We start from the raw sequence: 18137 nt of genomic DNA, 5'->3' as shown, positions 1-18137 counted from the left end.
CCTGGAAGTGCTTTCAAAGCCCAAGCATGCGCCGGTTGGCCGCATCGTCGGTGCCAGCAGATGCGAAATCATCAAAGGCTTTTTCCGTGACGCGGATGATATGGTGCTTGACGAACTCGGCCCCTTCCCGGGCACCGTCTTCAGGATGTTTCAGCGCGCATTCCCATTCAACCACTGCCCATCCGTCGAAATCGTTGGCCGCCATCTTCGAAAAGATCGCCCCGAAATCCACCTGCCCATCACCCGGCGACCGGAACCGTCCGGCCCGGTTCACCCAGCTCTGGAAGCCGCCATAGACGCCCTGCCGCCCGGTCGGGTTGAACTCCGCGTCCTTCACGTGGAACATCTTGATCCGGTTTTTGTAGATGTCGATGTTTTCCAAATAATCCAGGCATTGCAGCACGTAGTGCGAGGGATCGTAGAGCATGTTGGCGCGCGGATGGTTCTTCACCCGCTCCAGGAACATCTCGAACGTGACGCCGTCATGCAGGTCCTCACCGGGGTGGATCTCGTAACACACGTCGACGCCGTTTTCGTCCGCATGGTCGAGGATCGGCGTCCAGCGGCGGGCAAGCTCGTCGAAGGCGGCTTCCACCAGACCGGCCGGGCGCTGCGGCCACGGATAAATGTAGGGCCAGGCAAGCGCGCCAGAGAAGGTGGCATGCGCCGTGATGCCGAGATGCTTCGAGGCTGTGATCGCCATTTTCACCTGCTCGACTGCCCATTCCTGACGTGCCTTCCGATTGCCGCGCACTTCAGGCGCGGCAAAGCCGTCGAAGGCTTCGTCATAGGCCGGATGCACCGCGACCAGCTGGCCCTGTAGATGGGTGGACAATTCGGTCACTTCCACGCCGTTCTGACGGGCGACACCGGCGAACTCGTCGCAATAATCCTTGGAGGAGGCAGCTTGTGTGAGGTTGATCAACTGGCTTGCCCAGGTAGGGACCTGCACGCCAATGTAGCCCTTGTCAGCCGCCCATTTTGTGATGCTGTCCCACGAATTGAACGGTGCTTCGTCGCCTGCGAACTGGCCGAGGAAAATGGCGGGCCCCTTAAGGCTTATCATGATTGATCCAATCGAGTGTGCTTGAGCTAATCTGAAGTCGGAATCATTTTGGCATCAATCCTATTATGCCTACTTTGCTCGCTTGACAAGGATACAAACGTTTGTCTACCCTGTACAAACGATTGGATTTCATTTCAGCACGGTTTATTCGAGGAATATCTATGACCAAACTGTCGGTGCAACTGTTTACAATGCGCTCGATCGAAAACGACGCTGAAATGCTCGACACCGTTAAGGCGGCGGGCTTTGAGTTTGTTGAGCTTTACGGTGCCAAGCTTTCTCGCGGCAGTGCCTTGGCTGGGCTACTTGGTGAGCGGGGCCTCCAGGCATCTGGTAGCCATGTTGCGCTCGCCGACCTGACGGACGACTTTGAGACGGTTGTAGAGAACGCGCAGGCGTTCAACATTTCTTCCCTGTTCGTGCCTTCTGTTCCTGTTCCGCAGCGTGACATGCCAGCAGATGGATGGCGGGAGTTGGGAAAGCAGCTGGCGCTCCTGAGCGACAAGCTATCGGCCCACAGTATGACCCTTGGTTACCACAACCACAATTGGGACTTGCATCTCAAGGACGGTGATAAAACGGCTTTGGATCTGGTCTTCGAAGCAGCCGGATCCGCTCCCGTGCAGTGGGAGGCAGATATCGCATGGCTGACACGGGGCGGCGTCGATCCGGTTGTTTGGCTGAAACGCCATTCAAGCAGGCTAGCGGCGGCACATGTGAAAGACCTTGCTCCGGAGGGGCAGAACGAGGAAGAGGCTGGCTGGGCCGATGTGGGCGCCGGGGTGCTGGACTGGAAAGTCTTGTGGCCGGAAGCGATTGCTAATGGCGCCAAGGTCATGGTGGTGGAGCACGACAAGCCGCTGAACCCGGCGGCCACCACTGCCAACAGCTTCCGCTATCTGCAGGAGAACCTGCGGTGAGCGCTTCCCCTATGAACGTTGGCATTATCGGGTGCGGTGTTATCAGCACCGCCTATATCCGCGGCGCCGCCCGCTCACGCCATATCCTTGTCAAATCGGTGGCGGATATCCGGGAGGAAGCCGCCCGTTCGCAAGCTTCTGCGATGGGTGTGGGATACGCCACCATCGACGAAATGTTAGCTGACCCCTCGATCGAGATAGTCATCAATCTCACAATTCCGAATGCCCATGCCGAAGTCAGCACGCGTATTCTTGAGGCCGGCAAACACGTCTATTCGGAAAAACCTTTGACAGTCTCGGTCGAGGAAGCCCAAAACCTGTTGCAGTTGGCCGCTAAGCGCGGCTTGCGGGTGGGCTGTGCTCCTGACACTTTCCTCGGAGCCTCACACCAGGCCTGCAAAGTACTGCTTGATGACAGAAGGATCGGAACTGTACTTGGCGGCTCTGCGAGCTTCCTTTCGCGAGGGATGGAGGCCTGGCATCCGAACCCGGACTTCTTCTTCAAGTCGGGAGGTGGTCCGGTTCTCGATCTTGGGCCTTATTATATCACTGTTCTTGTCAATCTTCTCGGGCCTATCCGGTTGGTCACGGCCACCGCCTCGACCGGCTATCTGACGCGACGGATTGGTAGTGGGGATCGCGCCGGTGAAGATATCGCGGTTGAAACACCGACAAGTTACAGCGCTCTTCTGATTTTCGAGAGTGGTGCCCGTTTCAGTCTGGACGCTTCATGGGATGTCTGGAAGCATCAACGATCGCCAATCGAGATCTACGGCACGGAAGGCTCGTTGCTCGTTCCCGATCCCAACTTCTTTGGAGATGAACCGAAAGTTTCCGAACGAGGAGGAGATTGGCAGGCGGTGGATATATCGGCATTCGCATTCGGAGAGCGGAACAGAACCCTGCGGACCGGCCGCGAAGTTGCGGACCATCGCTCGATCGGTGTCGTAGACATGGCACTCGCGATCAGACAGGGCCGTCCTCATCGTGCAAATGGCGACCTCGCACTGCATGTTCTGGATGTTCTGCTCGCTATCGGCAGGTCTGCGGCTGAATCTCGCGTCATCGAGATCGGGTCCAGTTGCGACCGTCCGCTACCCGTGTCCACAGGTTCCAGTGAGGCGGTTTTCGAAGTGATCAATCAAACGCATTCGGGCAAAGTCGCCTAGGTGCTACCGGGCCGCGGGTGCGGGAGGAATAGATATGCCAGGTCCAAGAGTGGTTCCTTTTCATGGCGACGAGGCGTTGCCAAAAAAGGTTGATGTGGTTGTCATAGGCGGTGGAATTGTTGGTGTCTCGACGGCCCTCGAACTTGCCGAGCAGGGCCTCAAGGTTGCTGTATGCGAGAAAGGCGGCGTTGGCCACGAACAGTCTAGCCGTAACTGGGGTTGGGTGAGACTCTCGCGCCGCGATCCGCGTGAAATCCCGTTGATGATCGAAGCTGTCCGCATGTGGGAGACGCTCGATAAGCGTCTGGGACGTGATACCGGCTACAAGAAGGCGGGCATCACCTTCGCATGCGCAACAGAAAAGCAGTTCAATACCTACGCAGACTGGAACAGGCATCTCGAGCCCTACCAGATCGAAAGCCGAATGCTGAACGGGCAAGAATTTGCCGAGATGTTTCCAGGTCTTCGGAAAATACCATACGGCGCATTGCATACTCCCGGCGACGGCCGCGCTGAGCCTCAGAAAGCAGCTCCGGCAATTGCTGAAGCTGCCCGTGACAAGGGTACAACGATCCTTACCGACTGTGCTGTCAGGGGACTGGAAACGTCTGCAGGGCGGGTAAGTGGCGTCGTCACGGAACGCGGACTGATCGAATGTGATGCAGTGGTCGTTGCCGGTGGCGTGTGGAGTAATCTTTTCTGCCAGCGGTATGGCATAGACGTGCCGCAGCTCAACGTGATGAACTCTGTTTTGATGACGAAGCCGCTGGAAGGCGGCCCCGACGGTGCTCTGTGGACACGAGACTTTGCGCTTCGTAAGCGCCAGGACGGTGGTTACACCATCGCATCGGGACACCAAAACATCGTCGACATCGTGCCGAACTCCTTCAAATATGGCTGGAGTTTCTTACCATCCTTTAGAGAGGAATGGCGGTCCCTTCGGTTTAGGCTTGGTGGGCGCTTCTTCGAAGAGCTTCGCCTATCAAAACATTGGGAGATGGATGAAGCCAGCCCGTTCGAATACCACCGCGCGCTCGATCCCGTCCCATCGAAGAAATATGCCGATGGAACGCTTAAAAAGCTCGCCGAAGATTGGCCAGTTTTTGCGAATGCTCAGATTGCCCAGCGTTGGGGCGGCTATATCGACGTGCTGCCTGATGCAATCCCAATCATCTCCGCCGTCGCCTCAATCCCAGGCTTCCACATTGCAACCGGCTTTTCCGGTCATGGCTTTGGCATCGCACCGGCTGCCGGCCGTTTGATGGCGGATATTGTCTCTGGGCGACCTCCTATCGTCGATCCGGCTCATTTCCGCTTCTCCCGTTTCTCGGACGGTTCAAAGATCGAGCTCATGCCCGATATGCGCCAGTAGTCCGCAACTGCCCGATAAAGAGGCAGGTAACCGTCTTCGTTCACCAAACCAAAAGGGGTTCTGTTATGTCGACTGAAAATGAGAATACGAAGCTCGCCTTCACTCGGAGGAAGACTCTTGGACTGCTTGGCGCTGCTGGCCTTGTAAGCTACTTTGCGCCGAACCTGCTCGGCAAGGATCGGGCACTTGCTGCTCCACCGTCATCGCCGACAGGCCAACTTATCATCGGCCTGTCGCAGGAGCCGACCGTATTGAATCCTCACAAGCTTCACATTGAGGTCGACGAAGGAATTCAATTCGCTCTCTACGACACGCTCTTCACTGTCACACCCGAGGGCAACTTCGAACCATCGCTTGCGGAAGTGCCAACAGTGGCCAATGGCGGCATATCTGCAGATGGTCTCAACTGGCGTATTAAATTGCGCGACGACGTGAAGTGGCACGACGGAAAGCCGTTTTCGGCAGAAGATGTCAAGTTCACACTGGAACTTCTTGTTGATCCGAAGTTCAACAGCTGGCGTCGCACCGGCCATGAACTAGTTCGGGATTTAAAGGTTGTCTCGGCAACTGAACTGACGTGGCGCATGGAGCAGCCTTTCGCGCCTTACCCGTCAATCCTTGCGGCAACGTTCATCGTCCCGGCCCATGTATTTGAGGGCGTAACCGACAAAAATGCCTCTTCCCTCGACAGGGTGCCGATCGGCACCGGACCGTTCAAATTCGTTAATCGACGGGCCGGTGACAGCATGGAGGTTGCCGCCAACCACGATTACTTCGGTGAAGGCCCGTATATCGAGAAGGTGATCTTCCGGTACATTCCCGATCAGACAGTCCTCTACACGCAGTTCAAGACCGGCGACATCGATCTGATTAGCCTTTCGTATATCCCCGCAAATAATTATGCAGACGCCCAAACTCTCCAGGGCAAGGTCGTGGATCTGATGCCGGCTTCGTCGGTGGAGTGCATCGCGTTCAACACCGGCCGAGCGCCTCTGGACGAACAGGCTGTCCGTCAAGCGATCTACAGTGCGTTTGATAGGGACAGTGCGCTTGAGCAGATCAACTATGGTGTGCCGATTGCGACCGAGAGCTACATCCCACAGCAGTCGTACTATTACAACCCGGACTTACCGAAGCATAAGTATGACCCTGAAGAGGCGAAAAAACTCCTTGATCGGGCCGGTTGGGTTCCAGGTCCGGACGGTATTCGGGTCAAGGACGGAAAACGTCTGTCCTTTACAAACTCGACATCAGCCGGAAATCAGATCCGCGAACAAATCCAGCAATACATGCAGCAGACACTTCGGGACGTCGGCATCGAGATGAAGGTCGAGAACATGCCTTCGGCGGTGCTATTTGCCGACTTCTGGCTGAAGTCGCAGTTTCACAGTGTGATGCACGGCCAGGACTTTCTCACTGGATTTGACCCCGACACAAGCGACTTCTTCCTGTCGACTAACAGCGCAGCCAAGGGTGGTGGCGGCCTGAACTTCTGGCAATATTCCAACCCCGAAGTCGACAGACTTCTCGCGGAAGGCGGAAAGCTTTTCGTGCCTGAGGAGCGTAAGCCGATCTACGCCAAAATCCAGGAAATCGTGCGAGAAGATCTGCCGTTCATCGTAATGTGGCAGCGTCGCACTGTCCGCGGTCACGAGAGTGGCATCAACGGCTACGCGGCTAACGTGAATGTGCGCATCGATACCTGGAATATCGCTGATTGGTATCGCTCTTAAGTAGAGCTTGCGGGAGGCCATTGGCCTCCCGCGTTTCGATCGATGTCTTAGCCCGTGACAAAACGGGGGGAACCAAACTATGCTTCGCTTTTTGTTCGGACGTCTCATGCAGAGCGTTCTTCTGCTCGCGCTCGTCTCAGTTATCGGCTTTTCTGTCCTACACTTGGCGCCGGGTGGGCCACTATCACAATTTGTTGCCACGCCCGGCATGACGGCGGCCGAGCTGGAACGCATTTCCACTCAGATGGGCCTCAACCGCCCCCTTCCCCTTCAATACCTGGATTGGGTTGGCAAAATGCTTATGGGCGATTGGGGACGATCCTATCGTGACAGCACACCTGTCCTCGAAGTCGTCTCCTCTCATCTGGCCGCGACCGTCCTTCTCATGGTTTCGGCGACGTTGATCGCGGTCGTCCTGGGCTGTTGGATTGGTGTGCGCAGCGCTGTTAGGCAGTACTCGGTATTCGATTATGTAACGACGGTCATCGCGATGATCGCGCTTTCGATCCCAACCTTCTGGTTTGGTTTGGTCGGGATCTACGTCTTCTCCCTTAAGCTTGGCTGGCTGCCGCCGGGCAACATGTACACTGTTGGCGACGAATCTTTCCTTGGCTACGCCAAACACCTCATTATGCCGTCACTCGTGCTCGCTCTCGTTCATCTGGCCGTCTGGAGCCGGTATATGCGCACGGCAACGCTGGAGGTCCTAAGTCAGGACTACGTCAGGACCGCACGAGCAAAGGGCATGAGCCACCGTCGGGTGATTATCCGGCACGTGTTACGAAATGCGATGTTGCCCATGATCGCGCTCGCAGGACTTGAGCTGCCTACGCTGCTCAGCGGTGCACTGGTAACAGAGACAGTTTTCACCTGGCCGGGCATGGGCCGGCTGTTTCTCGATAGCCTCAGCTACAAAGATTACCCTGTAATCATGGGTCTCCTGATGTTCTCGGCGATCCTCGTTATCGTTGCCAATCTCATCGCCGATATCTTGATTGCTGTCGCCGACCCTCGAATCCGTTACGCATAGGAGTACAAGATGTCTTCCGGTTCCAATGTCATCGATACTTCTCGTACAGGTTTTTTCGCAAATCCGGCGGTTCGCCGATTCGCACAGCACCGCTTGGCCCTCTTCGGAATTGCCTGCGTCGTGATGCTCGTACTGGTCTGCGTTGTCGGCCCATATCTACTCCCCTATGACCAGCTTTACATCGATCTGAGAGCGCGGTTTGCCCCACCTTTGACAGGCCATCATTATCTGGGAACGGATCCGTTGGGGCGGGACGTTGCCGCACGATTGCTGATGGCGGGGCGCGTATCGCTCCTGGTTGCCTTCTCCGCCATGTTCATCAGCATTTTCATTGGTGCAAGCATCGGTATCATTGCAGGTTACTATAGCGGTCGCGTTGGTGCGGCACTTATGCGCGTCGTCGATGCATTTCTATGCTTCCCCTCAATCTTCCTGCTTTTGACGCTTGCAGCTTTCATTCAACCCAGTCCCGCAATGATTACCGTGCTCATTGCATCGACCAGTTGGATGGAAATCGCTCGTATCGTATCTGCTGAGGTTCGCTCACTGAAAGAGCGGGATTTTGTGGTCGCGGCACGTATGTTCGGGTTGTCCGGCCGCTGGATCATGACCCGAGAACTGCTCCCGAACGTTATGGGCCCTATCATCGTCGCAGCGACGCTCACTGTCGCCCGGGCAATTCTGGCAGAGGCCTACATCAGCTTTCTTGGCTATGGAATTCAGCCTCCGGCGCCAAGCTGGGGAAACATGCTCAATGGCGCACAGCAGTACCTCGCCACAGCGCCTTGGCTCGCAATCATACCCGGCGTGGCGATTACCCTCGCGGTGACCAGCTTTAACTTTATTGGCGACGGATTGCGCGACGCCCTCGACATCAGGAGCCATGGTAATGACTAAAGTGTCGCCATCGTCACAACGAGGTCTGGTCACCGAAAACCCTATTCCAGACGTTGCTTTATCGGTCCGTAATCTCACAGTTCAGCTTCCGAAGGGCATGGAGCGCACCCATGCGGTGAAAGATATTTCCTTCGATCTGCGGAAAGGTGAAATTCTCTGCATCATCGGCGAATCCGGTTCCGGCAAATCGGTGACTGCGAACACGATCATGGGGCTTTTGCCGCCGTCCATCATGGCGACGGAAGGAACCATCACGCTCAGTGGCAAAGAAATACTGCAACTGCCTGAGCGTGAACTGCTGTCACTGCGTGGACGCGTGGTTGCGATGATCTTCCAGGACCCCTTGTCCGCCCTCAATCCTCTTATGAAGATCGGAGACCAAATTGAGGAGGTCATGCAGGTTCATCACATCGGCACGGCGGAGTCCCGCAGAAAGAAGGTTTTGGCGCTCTTGGACGAGGTCGGCCTCCCAGAGCCGACGGTTCTGCAAGGACAATACCCCTTCCGTCTTTCCGGAGGGCAACGCCAGCGCGTCATGATTGCGATGGCACTGGCACTCGACCCCGATATTCTTATCGCCGACGAACCAACCACGGCATTGGACGTCACTACGCAAGCGCAAATCCTCGAACTAATCCGCAAGATCCAGAAACGGAAAAACATGAGCGTGATGTTCATCACGCATGATTTCGGCGTAGTTGCCGAGATAGCCGATCGAGTCCTTGTGATGGAGAAAGGATCTCTGGTCGAGCAAGGTATTGCAGCAGACGTGCTCCAGTCACCTGCACATCCCTATACTCGCAAGCTCATTGCCGCAGTCCCACGCATGTCTCAGGCCGATCGACAAATTGATCGTGGTACTGAGATAGTTCTCAAAACAGAGAATCTTCGGAAGACGTATGAAACATCCGTCGGTCTCTTCAAACCACAGCGGGTGGTGAAGGCTGTTAACGATGTCAGCATCGCTCTCTACAAGGGAACCACACTAGGCGTAGTTGGCGAATCCGGCTCCGGCAAGTCGACACTGGGCCGTATGATCGTCAAGCTCATGGACAGCGATAGTGGGCGTATCGTCTTCCGCGACACGGATATCGCTAAAATGTCCGAGGCCGATTTCAGGCCCATGCGGCCTCAGATTCAGATGGTGTTTCAAGATCCTTTCGCATCGCTCAATCCCCGCCATAGGGTCTTGACGGCACTGACTGCAGGCCCACTTGCGCACGGTAATCTGACGTCAGTTGCGGCGCGCGAGAAGGCTGCTCATCTCCTTAAGCTCGTCGGTCTCGATGAACGAAGCCTCGACCGGTACCCTCATGAGTTCTCAGGCGGGCAGCGACAGCGCATAGGCATTGCCCGTGCTTTGATGTTCGACCCGCAGGTTCTTGTGGCCGATGAGGCTGTCTCGGCGCTCGACGTGTCGATTCAGGCGCAAATCCTCGAACTTTTGATGCGAATTCAACACGACCTGAAGATCGCAATGATCTTCATCACTCACGATCTTCGCGTAGCTAGCAAGATCTGTGACGAAATAATCGTTATGTATCGCGGACAGGTTGTAGAAAGCGGCGTTCCTTCAGCTATCTTTCGCAGCCCCAAACACGAATATACACAAAGGTTGGTAGCCTCGATCCCGGGCGCCGATTGGATGGCGGGGTGAGTGCGGCAGATGGCCACTGAACAAGAAATCTTGCGTTTCGCCGCAGCCATACACTATTCGGCGTCAGGTTTTTCAGACGACGACCGGCAATCGTCGATCATGAACTTCGTTGACGGGATCAGCACCGCTTATGCCGGCTTTCGTCGGCCAGAAATCAAAACGTTGCTAGCAAGTGACATATTTGATGTTCGTGCGGATGGTCCTAGTTGGCTTATTGGCAGTGACTTGCGATGCCGTCCTTCGGACACAGTACTGCTCAACGCAATGGCTGCGCATCTTGATGATTTCGACGACGACGAGGCCCTTATTTCGATAGCGCACGTCACTGTACCCACAATGGCTGCGGCCTTGGCTGCGGCTGGCATGACCAACTGTTCAGGCCAAACGCTTTTAAATGGCTATCTATCGGGCGTCGAAACAATGGTGGCGTTAGGTGAATTGCTCAATCCGGCACATTATGCACTCGGATGGCATGCTTCAGCGACCCTCGGAGTGTTCGGCGCGGCAATGGCAAGCGCACACATTTTAGGTTTGTCCGTTGAACAAACGGCGACAGCGTTGTCCTTTGCGGTAACGGCGAGCAGCGGAACACGGTCCGCGTTCGGCAGCAGCGCCAAGCCCTGGCAGGTCGCCGCCGCTGCCCGCGACGGCTATGTCTCGGCACAGCTTGCAAAGACTGGACTCGATGCTAACGCATCGGTCTTCGGTCCGATGGGGCTTGCAGTGCTTTACGGTGGCGATCCGGGTCGCGTTGATGCGGTCCTTGCCCGGATTGGTCGTGGTTCACCATTCAAGGATCCCGGTGTGACGATCAAGGCTTACCCCTGCTGTACAGCCGCGCATACGGCCATGGAAGCCTGCGAGATAATTCGCGGTCGCCTGCAGACGGATACACTGCGCAACATCACATCAGTCCGGATCAATGTCGGCAGGACAATCCCTTCGATCCTCGTTCATAACCGGCCGGAGACAGCACTCGAAGGTAAGTTCAGCATGCAGTTCTGTGCGGCCGCCGCACTATGCCTGCCGTCGGCCGCGCTCAATGCGTTTGCGGACGAGACGCTCAGCGACCCGGATATCCGACATGTGATGGAGCGCGTCGAAATGGTTGGCCTCGAGGAGCAAGACGATCCGTTTCTGTCTGAAGTCACGGTCACGTTTGTAAATGGCTCCTCGTTTCGCGAGGCCGTAAAACAGACAAAAGGTAGTCCTGATAGGCCGTTCGAGCGCGAGGCAATGAAGGATAAGTTTGTCTCCCTGTGTGGTGGTGCAAAAGCCGAGGCTGCGTTCGAGCATCTTTATGAACTACCATCCGCTGCGGATTGGCTTTCGTTCGAGACGCGTCTGGCGGGATTGTTAGGCTGTCCCGCAAGTTAACAGTAACTGCGGCACCCGCGTCAGCACCCTGAAATGAAGCCGGCAGTGCCGGCTTCACAAATGCGCTGATTAGCGCACGACAACGTACATTTTACGCACAGTCTCGATCGTGCGCCAAGTTCCGCGGAAGCCCGGCTTGAAAATGAAGCTGTCTCCGGCACGGTAGATTTTTGACTCCCCACCGTTCTCAGTGATTTCGACAACGCCTTCGAGGATAAGGCAGTATTCGTAGACACCGTCCTTGATAGCATGGGTCAGGCCGGGAGTGGCTTCCCAGATTCCGGTGCGGACCTTTCCATCGAAAGATTCATCTTGCAGCCATGTGCGGAAATCCGGATCGCCCTCAATCTTCTCTTCTGGCGATGGCTTACGACCAGTTGGGTCGGGCAGCTTGGTGACGTCATTTTTTAGCGTAACTAGTAGGGACACAAAATTCTCCTTATCGTCATAGACAATCGTTTGTATTCGTAAATACAAACGATTGTCAACAAATCAGTAAGAATTCTGTCGTAGGTTGAGACATAACAACTTTCGCGAACACTGTACCGTGGACCCGGAAAAACGAGGAAGCAAACTGGGACCCCAGCGGGTCACCTACGTGCATCGGCTCGTGCCGTCGTTCTTCCTTATTTTGAGAGGTGCCTAATATGACCGACGCGACGACTGAACGATATGAAGTGGACCTGCTTGGCACTCGCGTCCTACCAAACAGCGCACTCTACGGGATCCATACGTTGAGAGCGGTGGAGAATTTTGGGGTTTCAGGTATCCGCCTCGGTGAATATCCGACCTTTGTCGAATCCCTGGTTATGGTGAAGAAGGCAGCCCTCCTCGCGAACGAGGAGCTTTCGCTGTTGGCTCCAGATGTAGCTCAAGCCATCAAACGAGCATGCGAAGAAATAAGCTTACGTGATTACTCCGACCATTTTCCCGTCGATATGATGCAAGGTGGGGCGGGGACTTCGACAAATATGAACGTGAATGAGGTCATTGCTAATATCGCTCTACTTAGCATGGGGCGCCCGGCGGGAGACTATTCTGTCATCAGCCCGAACGATCACGTGAACCTTTCGCAATCCACCAACGATGTCTACCCGACAGCAGTCCGGCTGACCGTCCTTCGTGAGTCCGAGGGATTGCTTAACGCGCTGCTCAAACTGACCGCGTCATTGCGCCGCAAGGCCACGGAGTTCTCAGACGTAGTCAAGGTGGGAAGAACGCAGCTGCAAGATGCAGTTTCGATGACCCTGGGGCAAGAGTTCGAAGCTTTTGCCGAGACGATCGACGAAGATCGCATCCAGATGTTCAGGACGCTCGATCTCATGCGGGAAGTAAACTTAGGTGGGACAGCAATCGGTACTGGCGTCAACGCACCGCCTGGTTTTGCCGCTATCGCATGCAGGCACCTTAACGCGGTATCGGGTGTTGAACTCAAGCCAGCATTCAACCTCATCGAGGCAACATCGGACACCGGCGCGTTCGTGTCAGTTTCTGGCATGCTGAAGCGGATCGCTGTGAAGCTCTCAAAAGTCTGCAATGATCTACGCCTTCTTTCGAGCGGCCCACGTGCAGGTTTCGGCGAAATTAAACTGCCTGCTCGACAGGCCGGTTCATCGATAATGCCGGGAAAGGTAAATCCTGTCATTCCGGAGATGATGAACCAGATCAACTTCCAGGTCATCGGTAACGACCTGACGATCACGTTAGCGGCTGGGGCCGGCCAGTTACAACTCAACGCCATGGAGCCAGTGATGGTCCTTAACCTCCTCCAATCGATCCGGCTTCTCGCGCGAGGGATGGAGATATTGCGGACATGTTGCATCGACGGCATCGAAGCTGACGTATCAAGGTGCCGGGAGCTTCATGACCGATCGCTGGTTCAGGCTACAAGTTTGAACCCCGTGGTCGGGTATAACAAAGCGGCGATGTTAGCAAAAGATGCGCTGATTTCCGGAGCCTCACTGCGCGAAGTAGTCGCAAAGGATCCTTCCCTGTCTGAAGAACAGCGGATGTCTATCTTTTCGGTGCTGGCCTAAAGCAAGACTTATATTAAGGCCAATAATGTCTATGTATTGCCATCTGAACAACACGCGGGAGTGCGGGTAACTGCTCCAATATAAAGTGAAGTTCATCTGCTAGGTAGACCCGTTTTCGTATCCCGTCTCGTCGCCACTGTGCCGTACCCGTACTGTCATTCCACACCAGCTCAACGTCCCGAATTCGAGGGATAGGCCGCCTTGTCACAAACAGCGCCCTACCTCTTGCTTCGCGTTCGCAGCACCAAACCAACAGCGAGGAAAAATGTCGTTCTTGAAGAATGCGAGCGTTCGCACAAAAATATTGGCGCTTATCATCCCACTATGCGTGGTCGGGATAGGCGCCACAGCTTTCATTTCGAGTCGCTACAAACAAGCTGATACCACCTATTCCGAGTTCATCATCAAAGAGAATGGGGCTTCTCTGGACATCGCTCGCGCCAACAGAAACCTTATGGCAACCGCCTATGGCGCTTACGAAACGTTGGCGTATGCTACAGACGACGCCAGGCTCAAATCTGCTGTCGACTTTTATAATGATAGCAAAGCATATTTGATGTTGCGCCTTCAGGCAGCGAAGGAGAAACTTCCTCGTGAAGCAACGTCGATTGACGGAATTATTACGCGAGCAAAAGATATCATCGCTTTGACGGATCAAGGCGTAGAGTTCGGACAGACGGGCCAATACTACAAAGCAAAGATTGCCTTGAGTAAGGCTGACGCCTTGATCGTACCTTTGGCCTCTGACGCCGGGGCGTTCCTCGATAAGATTAATGAGAACGTGCGCATCAAGAGTGGGGCGATAAGTGAGGAGACGAACTTTTCCATTCTTACATCCTTGATGGTCGCTATTCTCACGTTCGCCCTCGGAATTTTGGCGTCGCTAATCGTGGCCGCCAAAGGCATAACCACACCTATCGCAAGTCTGCGCGAACGCATGATCTCGCTTGCCCAGGGACAGACGAAAGCATCAGTTGACGGACAAGAGCGCAACGATGAGGTCGGCCAGATGGCAAAGGCCGTAGCAGTTTTTCGCGAAAACGCTCTTGAAAAAGCTCGCTTGGAAAAGGAAGCTCAGGACAACCGAAGTGTGTCCGAGAAGGAACGTTTGGAACGGGAGGGCCAAAAGGCCAAGGACGCCGCAGATACCCAATTTGCTATCGACGAGTTGGCAAAGGCTCTCGACCGTCTCGCCTCAGGCGACGTCGCGTATCGCATAGAGGTGCCCTTTGTCGGCAATCTAGACACGCTGCGCAGTAACTTTAACGGCTCCGTTGCTAACCTGAACGATGCGCTTTGTGCGGTCGGCGAAAACGCTCGGAGCATTGACGCGGGCGCCAATGAAATTCGTTCTGCAGCCGACGACCTGTCCAAGCGCACCGAACAGCAGGCGGCCTCCGTTGAAGAGACTGCCGCCGCTCTGGAAGAGATCACCACGACTGTGAAAGACTCCAGCAATCGGGCAGAAGAAGTCGGCCACTTGGTATCACAGGCTCGACAAGGCGCAGAAAAGTCAGGTGAAATCGTCCGCGAAGCCGTAACAGCCATGACCGAGATCGAACGTTCGTCCGGTGAAATCACCAACATCATCAGCGTTATCGATGAAATCGCTTTTCAGACCAACCTTCTGGCGCTGAATGCGGGCGTTGAAGCAGCGCGTGCCGGTGAGGCCGGTAAGGGTTTTGCCGTCGTCGCCCAAGAAGTCCGCGAATTGGCCCAACGGTCTGCAAAGGCAGCGAAAGAAATCAAGGTCCTGATTAACACCTCCGGCGAACATGTCCGATCTGGCGTGACGTTCGTGAATGAGACCGGCAAAGCACTTCAGGTCATCGTCACCGAAGTCCAGGAAATCAATCGTCACGTCACTGCCATCGTCGAATCGTCGCGGGAACAGTCAGTCGGCCTTCAGGAGATTAACACTGCCGTTAACACGATGGATCAGGGCACGCAGCAGAATGCGGCCATGGTCGAGCAGTCGACTGCCGCCAGCCACAGCCTTGCCAAGGAAGCGGCCTCCCTCAACAAGGCGCTCTCACGCTTCAATCTCGCAAGGGAAGGAGACGCTAGCCGGTCAACACCGTCTGCGGTAACGGTCAGAACTGCATCCAGTGCATCAAGACCAGCACCCTCTCCAGCCCGAACGCTAAGTCTCAAGGTCGCCGGTGCCTTTGGTGGCGGTTCGTCCGCAGCTGTCGCGCATGACACGTGGGAAGAATTTTGAGCGTAAGTTCCTGCCAAAAAACGGGAGGGCGCTCTATCGCGCCCTTTCGATGTCCGATGTGCGGCACATACACAGCGTTCATGCAGCATGTTGGTTTCGTCTTGCGCAATAGAGATTGTTTCTCAGGAAGATCGACAGGTTCTAGTTGTTTTATTGTCAGAAGTGGCGCTACTTGGGCGTTGCCCCCATGGGGACCAGAGAAGCTCAATGATTTTCAACGGCGCGCCTCCTGGAGGTCGATGAAGGCATCGATGAAGCGGACCGGGTTGTCCGGGCCGACGTAATCGTCAACCGTTTCGGCAAAAGCAGCAATTGCGCGCGATCTGTTCCTGAAAGATGGGGCATAGCGGAATCTATCCCAGTGGCCGATCTTACCTCATTTACTTGTTCAGGTCACTGAGGGGCGCAAACAACACCATATCTAAGCTCACGTCCCAGAAGTCAGGTCTTATCAAAGCAAGCATTCAGGCACTTTGCGTGCCTTCGTCAGACTTTGCCGAAAAAGTGTCTGGTGCGTATGAGCAGCGTGGCGAGTTCAGGTTCATCGACCGACGCCGCCGCCTCTTCCGGGGAAAACCAACGCGATTTTCGTTGGCCACTTTCCGGATAGTCGTCGTCGAGTTTGGTGACCCTAAGCAAGTGTACTTGGACGAGCGAAGGCACATGCTCTCCTACCCGCACTTTCTTCACGTATGTATAATAGCCGACCGGCTTCTTCTTAACCTTGCCCGTAACACCTGCCTCTTCCCAGGCTTCCCGGGCGGCGACCTCATGCGGTTTTTTCTTCGGCAATCCCCAACCCTTGGGGATGACCCACCGACCGCTATCGCGGCTGGTGACCAGGAGGAGCTCGATGTCGTCGTCAGATTGCGAGTTTTTCCTTATGCAGATGGCGGCATATTGTTCGCCCACGTTCCCCTTCAGGATTTGTTCGGTGACTTGGGCGAGTTTGGAAAACGCTGACGAGCGCACTTTATCATCCGGCATCGCGCAGCCTGCTTTCGATCAAGAGGCCGCTTTCATCAAGGATCGGATGGGCAACCGAGACAATATGGGCGTTGATGCGCTTCAGGTCGCGCAGCACGTCGAGATGCAGTGAGCTCGTTTGCAGGCTGTCGGCGCGGCCATCGCGCAGGCGTTCGAGATGACGCTCGGCCGATTGTTTTTCCATCCGGCGCACTTCGACCTTCATTTCCATCAACTGCTTGGCGAGATTGAAATCTCGGGTAACGAAGATCGTCTGGGCGATCCGCAGGTTGTCGATGGTCAGATCGAAGAGCGTCTTCAATTCGTCGTATCCATCTGCAGATAGTTTTAGGCTAAGCGAGGCTTTCTTGACGACCTGCGGCAAGAGACCTTTTTCGATGATGTCACCGATATGCTCGAGGTTGATCGCGTAGTCGATGATGACGATCGACCTGCGGCCGTCTTCTTCGGTAAGACCCTCCCGGCCAAGCTTGGAGAGGTAGACCTTCACCCCCTGCTGGAGGCTATCGACACGCCTTTCCAGCAAAGGGATCTCGTTCGATTTCGAGATGTCGTTTTTCTCGAAGGCGTTGGAAGTGCGTAACAGCATGCGCTCGATGAGATCTCCGATGCCCAGTACCTCACGCGTGGCGCTGGCGAGTGCAATCACCGGCGTCGATAGCTCCTGGGCGTCCAGATATTTTGGACCGTGTTCGGACTGCGGTTCGTCAGGGACCAGGTAGATCATCAGCCGCGACAAGAGCCGCGACAACGGCCATGCGAGCGCCGCCAGGGCGAGGTTGAAGCCGAGATGGGCATCGACCGGCAATTTTTCCGCCGCCAGAGGCAGCATTTCGAGCAGATGGGCGCCGTAGCCGGCGAGTGGAAGTGCGATGAAACAGCCGGCGGTCCGGACAATGAGGTTCGCGAGAGTCACGCGTCTGGCCGAGGCTGGACCAGAAAGGGACGCGACAACGGGCGGAATAGCGCCGCCGAGATTGGCGCCGAGGACGAGCACAATGATAAGTCCGGCTGAAAGGATACCGGTCGAGGCCAACGAAAGGATCAGCACCACAGCGGCGAGGCTGGAGGACGAAATGAAGGCGATACCTGCCGATATGATGAGCGCGACCAGCCAGGCATTATCAAGTAAGCCGATGAAGGCGGCGAGTGCTGGCGAATGACGCATCGGTTCGGTCGCAGCCCCGAGCAGGTGCAGCGACAGCAACATCAGCCCAATACCGATCAGCGCCGTACCACCGCCCTGTCGATTAGTCGAGCCGCTGCGATAGAGCACGATGCCGGCAAGGATCACGAGCGGTGAGAGCCACTCGATGCCGGTGGCGACAATCCAGGCGGTGACGGCCGTGCCGACGTTGGCGCCGAGTAGTACGATCTGCGCCATCCGCGGCTTGACCAGTTCCCGCTCGACGAAAGAGGCAACCATCAGCGCCGTCGCCGTCGAACTCTGCAGCGCTATTGTCGCGACAAAGCCGGAGAGGAAGGAGCGCACGCTGCCGCGCGTCCCGGACGCGAGACCCGTTCTGAGCTTTGCCCCAAACGCCCGCGACACGCCATCCTTGACCTGCGCCAACCCAAACAGCAGCAGGGCAACCGCGCCGAACAGGTTGATCATCACGATTGTGGTTTCCAAGTCCTGGCCTCCTTTTCGTTGGGTATCGCAGGACAGCGA

General features: G+C 55.8%; 14 protein-coding genes. 10 read left to right on the top strand and 4 right to left on the bottom strand.

What is annotated here, in order from left to right; genetic code table 11:
* Positions 1 to 13: 13 nt before the first annotated feature.
* A complete protein-coding gene (locus tag HGO38_RS25510; protein ID WP_250958630.1) occupies positions 14 to 1066 on the bottom strand; it encodes a sugar phosphate isomerase/epimerase family protein in 1053 nt (350 codons plus the stop codon).
* Between the two features lie 161 nt (positions 1067 to 1227).
* Between HGO38_RS25510 and HGO38_RS25505 the strand changes: the two genes are divergently transcribed.
* The 8 genes from HGO38_RS25505 to HGO38_RS25470 all read left to right on the top strand — a co-directional run bounded on the left by HGO38_RS25505 (position 1228) and on the right by HGO38_RS25470 (position 11221).
* The gene (locus tag HGO38_RS25505) at positions 1228 to 1986 is read left to right on the top strand and encodes a sugar phosphate isomerase/epimerase family protein (protein ID WP_250958629.1); all 759 of its coding nucleotides are present in this window, start codon (positions 1228 to 1230) and stop codon (positions 1984 to 1986) included.
* Positions 1983 to 3155, top strand: coding sequence for a Gfo/Idh/MocA family protein (locus HGO38_RS25500; RefSeq protein WP_250958628.1), 1173 nt, complete (start codon positions 1983 to 1985; stop codon positions 3153 to 3155). Before HGO38_RS25505 ends, HGO38_RS25500 begins: the two co-directional genes overlap by 4 nt.
* A 34-nt stretch (positions 3156 to 3189) precedes the next feature.
* Complete coding sequence (locus tag HGO38_RS25495) at positions 3190 to 4527, top strand: NAD(P)/FAD-dependent oxidoreductase (RefSeq protein ID WP_250958627.1); 1338 nt, start codon at positions 3190 to 3192, stop codon at positions 4525 to 4527.
* A 65-nt stretch (positions 4528 to 4592) separates the two neighbouring features.
* Positions 4593 to 6260 (top strand): peptide ABC transporter substrate-binding protein, encoded by a 1668-nt coding sequence (locus HGO38_RS25490; RefSeq protein ID WP_250958626.1) that lies wholly within the window; start codon positions 4593 to 4595, stop codon positions 6258 to 6260.
* Positions 6261 to 6339: 79 nt separating this feature from the next.
* The gene (locus HGO38_RS25485; protein ID WP_250958625.1) at positions 6340 to 7290 is read left to right on the top strand and encodes an ABC transporter permease; all 951 of its coding nucleotides are present in this window, start codon (positions 6340 to 6342) and stop codon (positions 7288 to 7290) included.
* A 9-nt stretch (positions 7291 to 7299) separates the two neighbouring features.
* Positions 7300 to 8187, top strand: coding sequence for an ABC transporter permease (locus HGO38_RS25480; RefSeq protein WP_250958624.1), 888 nt, complete (start codon positions 7300 to 7302; stop codon positions 8185 to 8187).
* Positions 8180 to 9844: an ABC transporter ATP-binding protein gene (locus HGO38_RS25475; RefSeq protein ID WP_250958623.1), complete on the top strand. Its 1665-nt coding sequence runs from the start codon at positions 8180 to 8182 to the stop codon at positions 9842 to 9844. Before HGO38_RS25480 ends, HGO38_RS25475 begins: the two co-directional genes overlap by 8 nt.
* Before the next feature lie 9 nt (positions 9845 to 9853).
* A complete protein-coding gene (locus HGO38_RS25470) occupies positions 9854 to 11221 on the top strand; it encodes an MmgE/PrpD family protein (RefSeq protein WP_250958622.1) in 1368 nt (455 codons plus the stop codon).
* Positions 11222 to 11290: 69 nt separating this feature from the next.
* Here HGO38_RS25470 and HGO38_RS25465 read toward each other — a convergent pair whose 3' ends face one another.
* Positions 11291 to 11650: a cupin domain-containing protein gene (locus HGO38_RS25465; RefSeq protein ID WP_250958621.1), complete on the bottom strand. Its 360-nt coding sequence runs from the start codon at positions 11648 to 11650 to the stop codon at positions 11291 to 11293.
* Between the two features lie 218 nt (positions 11651 to 11868).
* On the opposite strand from HGO38_RS25465, the gene HGO38_RS25460 reads away from it, so the two are divergent.
* Positions 11869 to 13257, top strand: a complete 1389-nt coding sequence (locus HGO38_RS25460; protein WP_250958620.1) for an aspartate ammonia-lyase — start codon at positions 11869 to 11871, stop codon at positions 13255 to 13257.
* 265 nt (positions 13258 to 13522) lie between these two features.
* Entirely contained in the window at positions 13523 to 15478 is a 1956-nt protein-coding gene (locus HGO38_RS25455; protein ID WP_250958619.1) for a methyl-accepting chemotaxis protein, read from the top strand.
* Positions 15479 to 15964: 486 nt separating this feature from the next.
* Here HGO38_RS25455 and HGO38_RS25450 read toward each other — a convergent pair whose 3' ends face one another.
* The gene (locus tag HGO38_RS25450; RefSeq protein WP_250958618.1) at positions 15965 to 16465 is read right to left on the bottom strand and encodes an NUDIX hydrolase; all 501 of its coding nucleotides are present in this window, start codon (positions 16463 to 16465) and stop codon (positions 15965 to 15967) included.
* A complete protein-coding gene (locus tag HGO38_RS25445) occupies positions 16455 to 18098 on the bottom strand; it encodes a Na/Pi cotransporter family protein (protein WP_250958617.1) in 1644 nt (547 codons plus the stop codon). Before HGO38_RS25445 ends, HGO38_RS25450 begins: the two co-directional genes overlap by 11 nt.
* Between the last annotated feature and the right edge of the window lie 39 nt (positions 18099 to 18137).

Origin of the sequence: Rhizobium sp. CG5 (assembly GCF_023701945.1) — a bacterium.
Taxonomy (GTDB): Bacteria; Pseudomonadota; Alphaproteobacteria; order Rhizobiales; family Rhizobiaceae; genus Allorhizobium.
The sequence above is the reverse complement of the archived record's forward strand: the minus strand, read 5'-3'. Positions and strand labels throughout refer to the sequence as shown.

Excerpts from the sequence above, each read along its gene's own strand:
- HGO38_RS25510 (WP_250958630.1), bottom strand. The coding sequence starts at position 1,066 with ATGATAAGCCTTAAGGGGCCCGCCATTTTCCTCGGCCAGTTCGCAGGC.
- HGO38_RS25505 (WP_250958629.1), top strand. The coding sequence starts at position 1,228 with ATGACCAAACTGTCGGTGCAACTGTTTACAATGCGCTCGATCGAAAAC.
- HGO38_RS25495 (WP_250958627.1), top strand. The coding sequence starts at position 3,190 with ATGCCAGGTCCAAGAGTGGTTCCTTTTCATGGCGACGAGGCGTTGCCA.
- HGO38_RS25490 (WP_250958626.1), top strand. The coding sequence starts at position 4,593 with ATGTCGACTGAAAATGAGAATACGAAGCTCGCCTTCACTCGGAGGAAG.
- HGO38_RS25485 (WP_250958625.1), top strand. The coding sequence starts at position 6,340 with ATGCTTCGCTTTTTGTTCGGACGTCTCATGCAGAGCGTTCTTCTGCTC.
- HGO38_RS25480 (WP_250958624.1), top strand. The coding sequence starts at position 7,300 with ATGTCTTCCGGTTCCAATGTCATCGATACTTCTCGTACAGGTTTTTTC.
- HGO38_RS25475 (WP_250958623.1), top strand. The coding sequence starts at position 8,180 with ATGACTAAAGTGTCGCCATCGTCACAACGAGGTCTGGTCACCGAAAAC.
- HGO38_RS25470 (WP_250958622.1), top strand. The coding sequence starts at position 9,854 with ATGGCCACTGAACAAGAAATCTTGCGTTTCGCCGCAGCCATACACTAT.
- HGO38_RS25460 (WP_250958620.1), top strand. The coding sequence starts at position 11,869 with ATGACCGACGCGACGACTGAACGATATGAAGTGGACCTGCTTGGCACT.
- HGO38_RS25455 (WP_250958619.1), top strand. The coding sequence starts at position 13,523 with ATGTCGTTCTTGAAGAATGCGAGCGTTCGCACAAAAATATTGGCGCTT.
- HGO38_RS25450 (WP_250958618.1), bottom strand. The coding sequence starts at position 16,465 with ATGCCGGATGATAAAGTGCGCTCGTCAGCGTTTTCCAAACTCGCCCAA.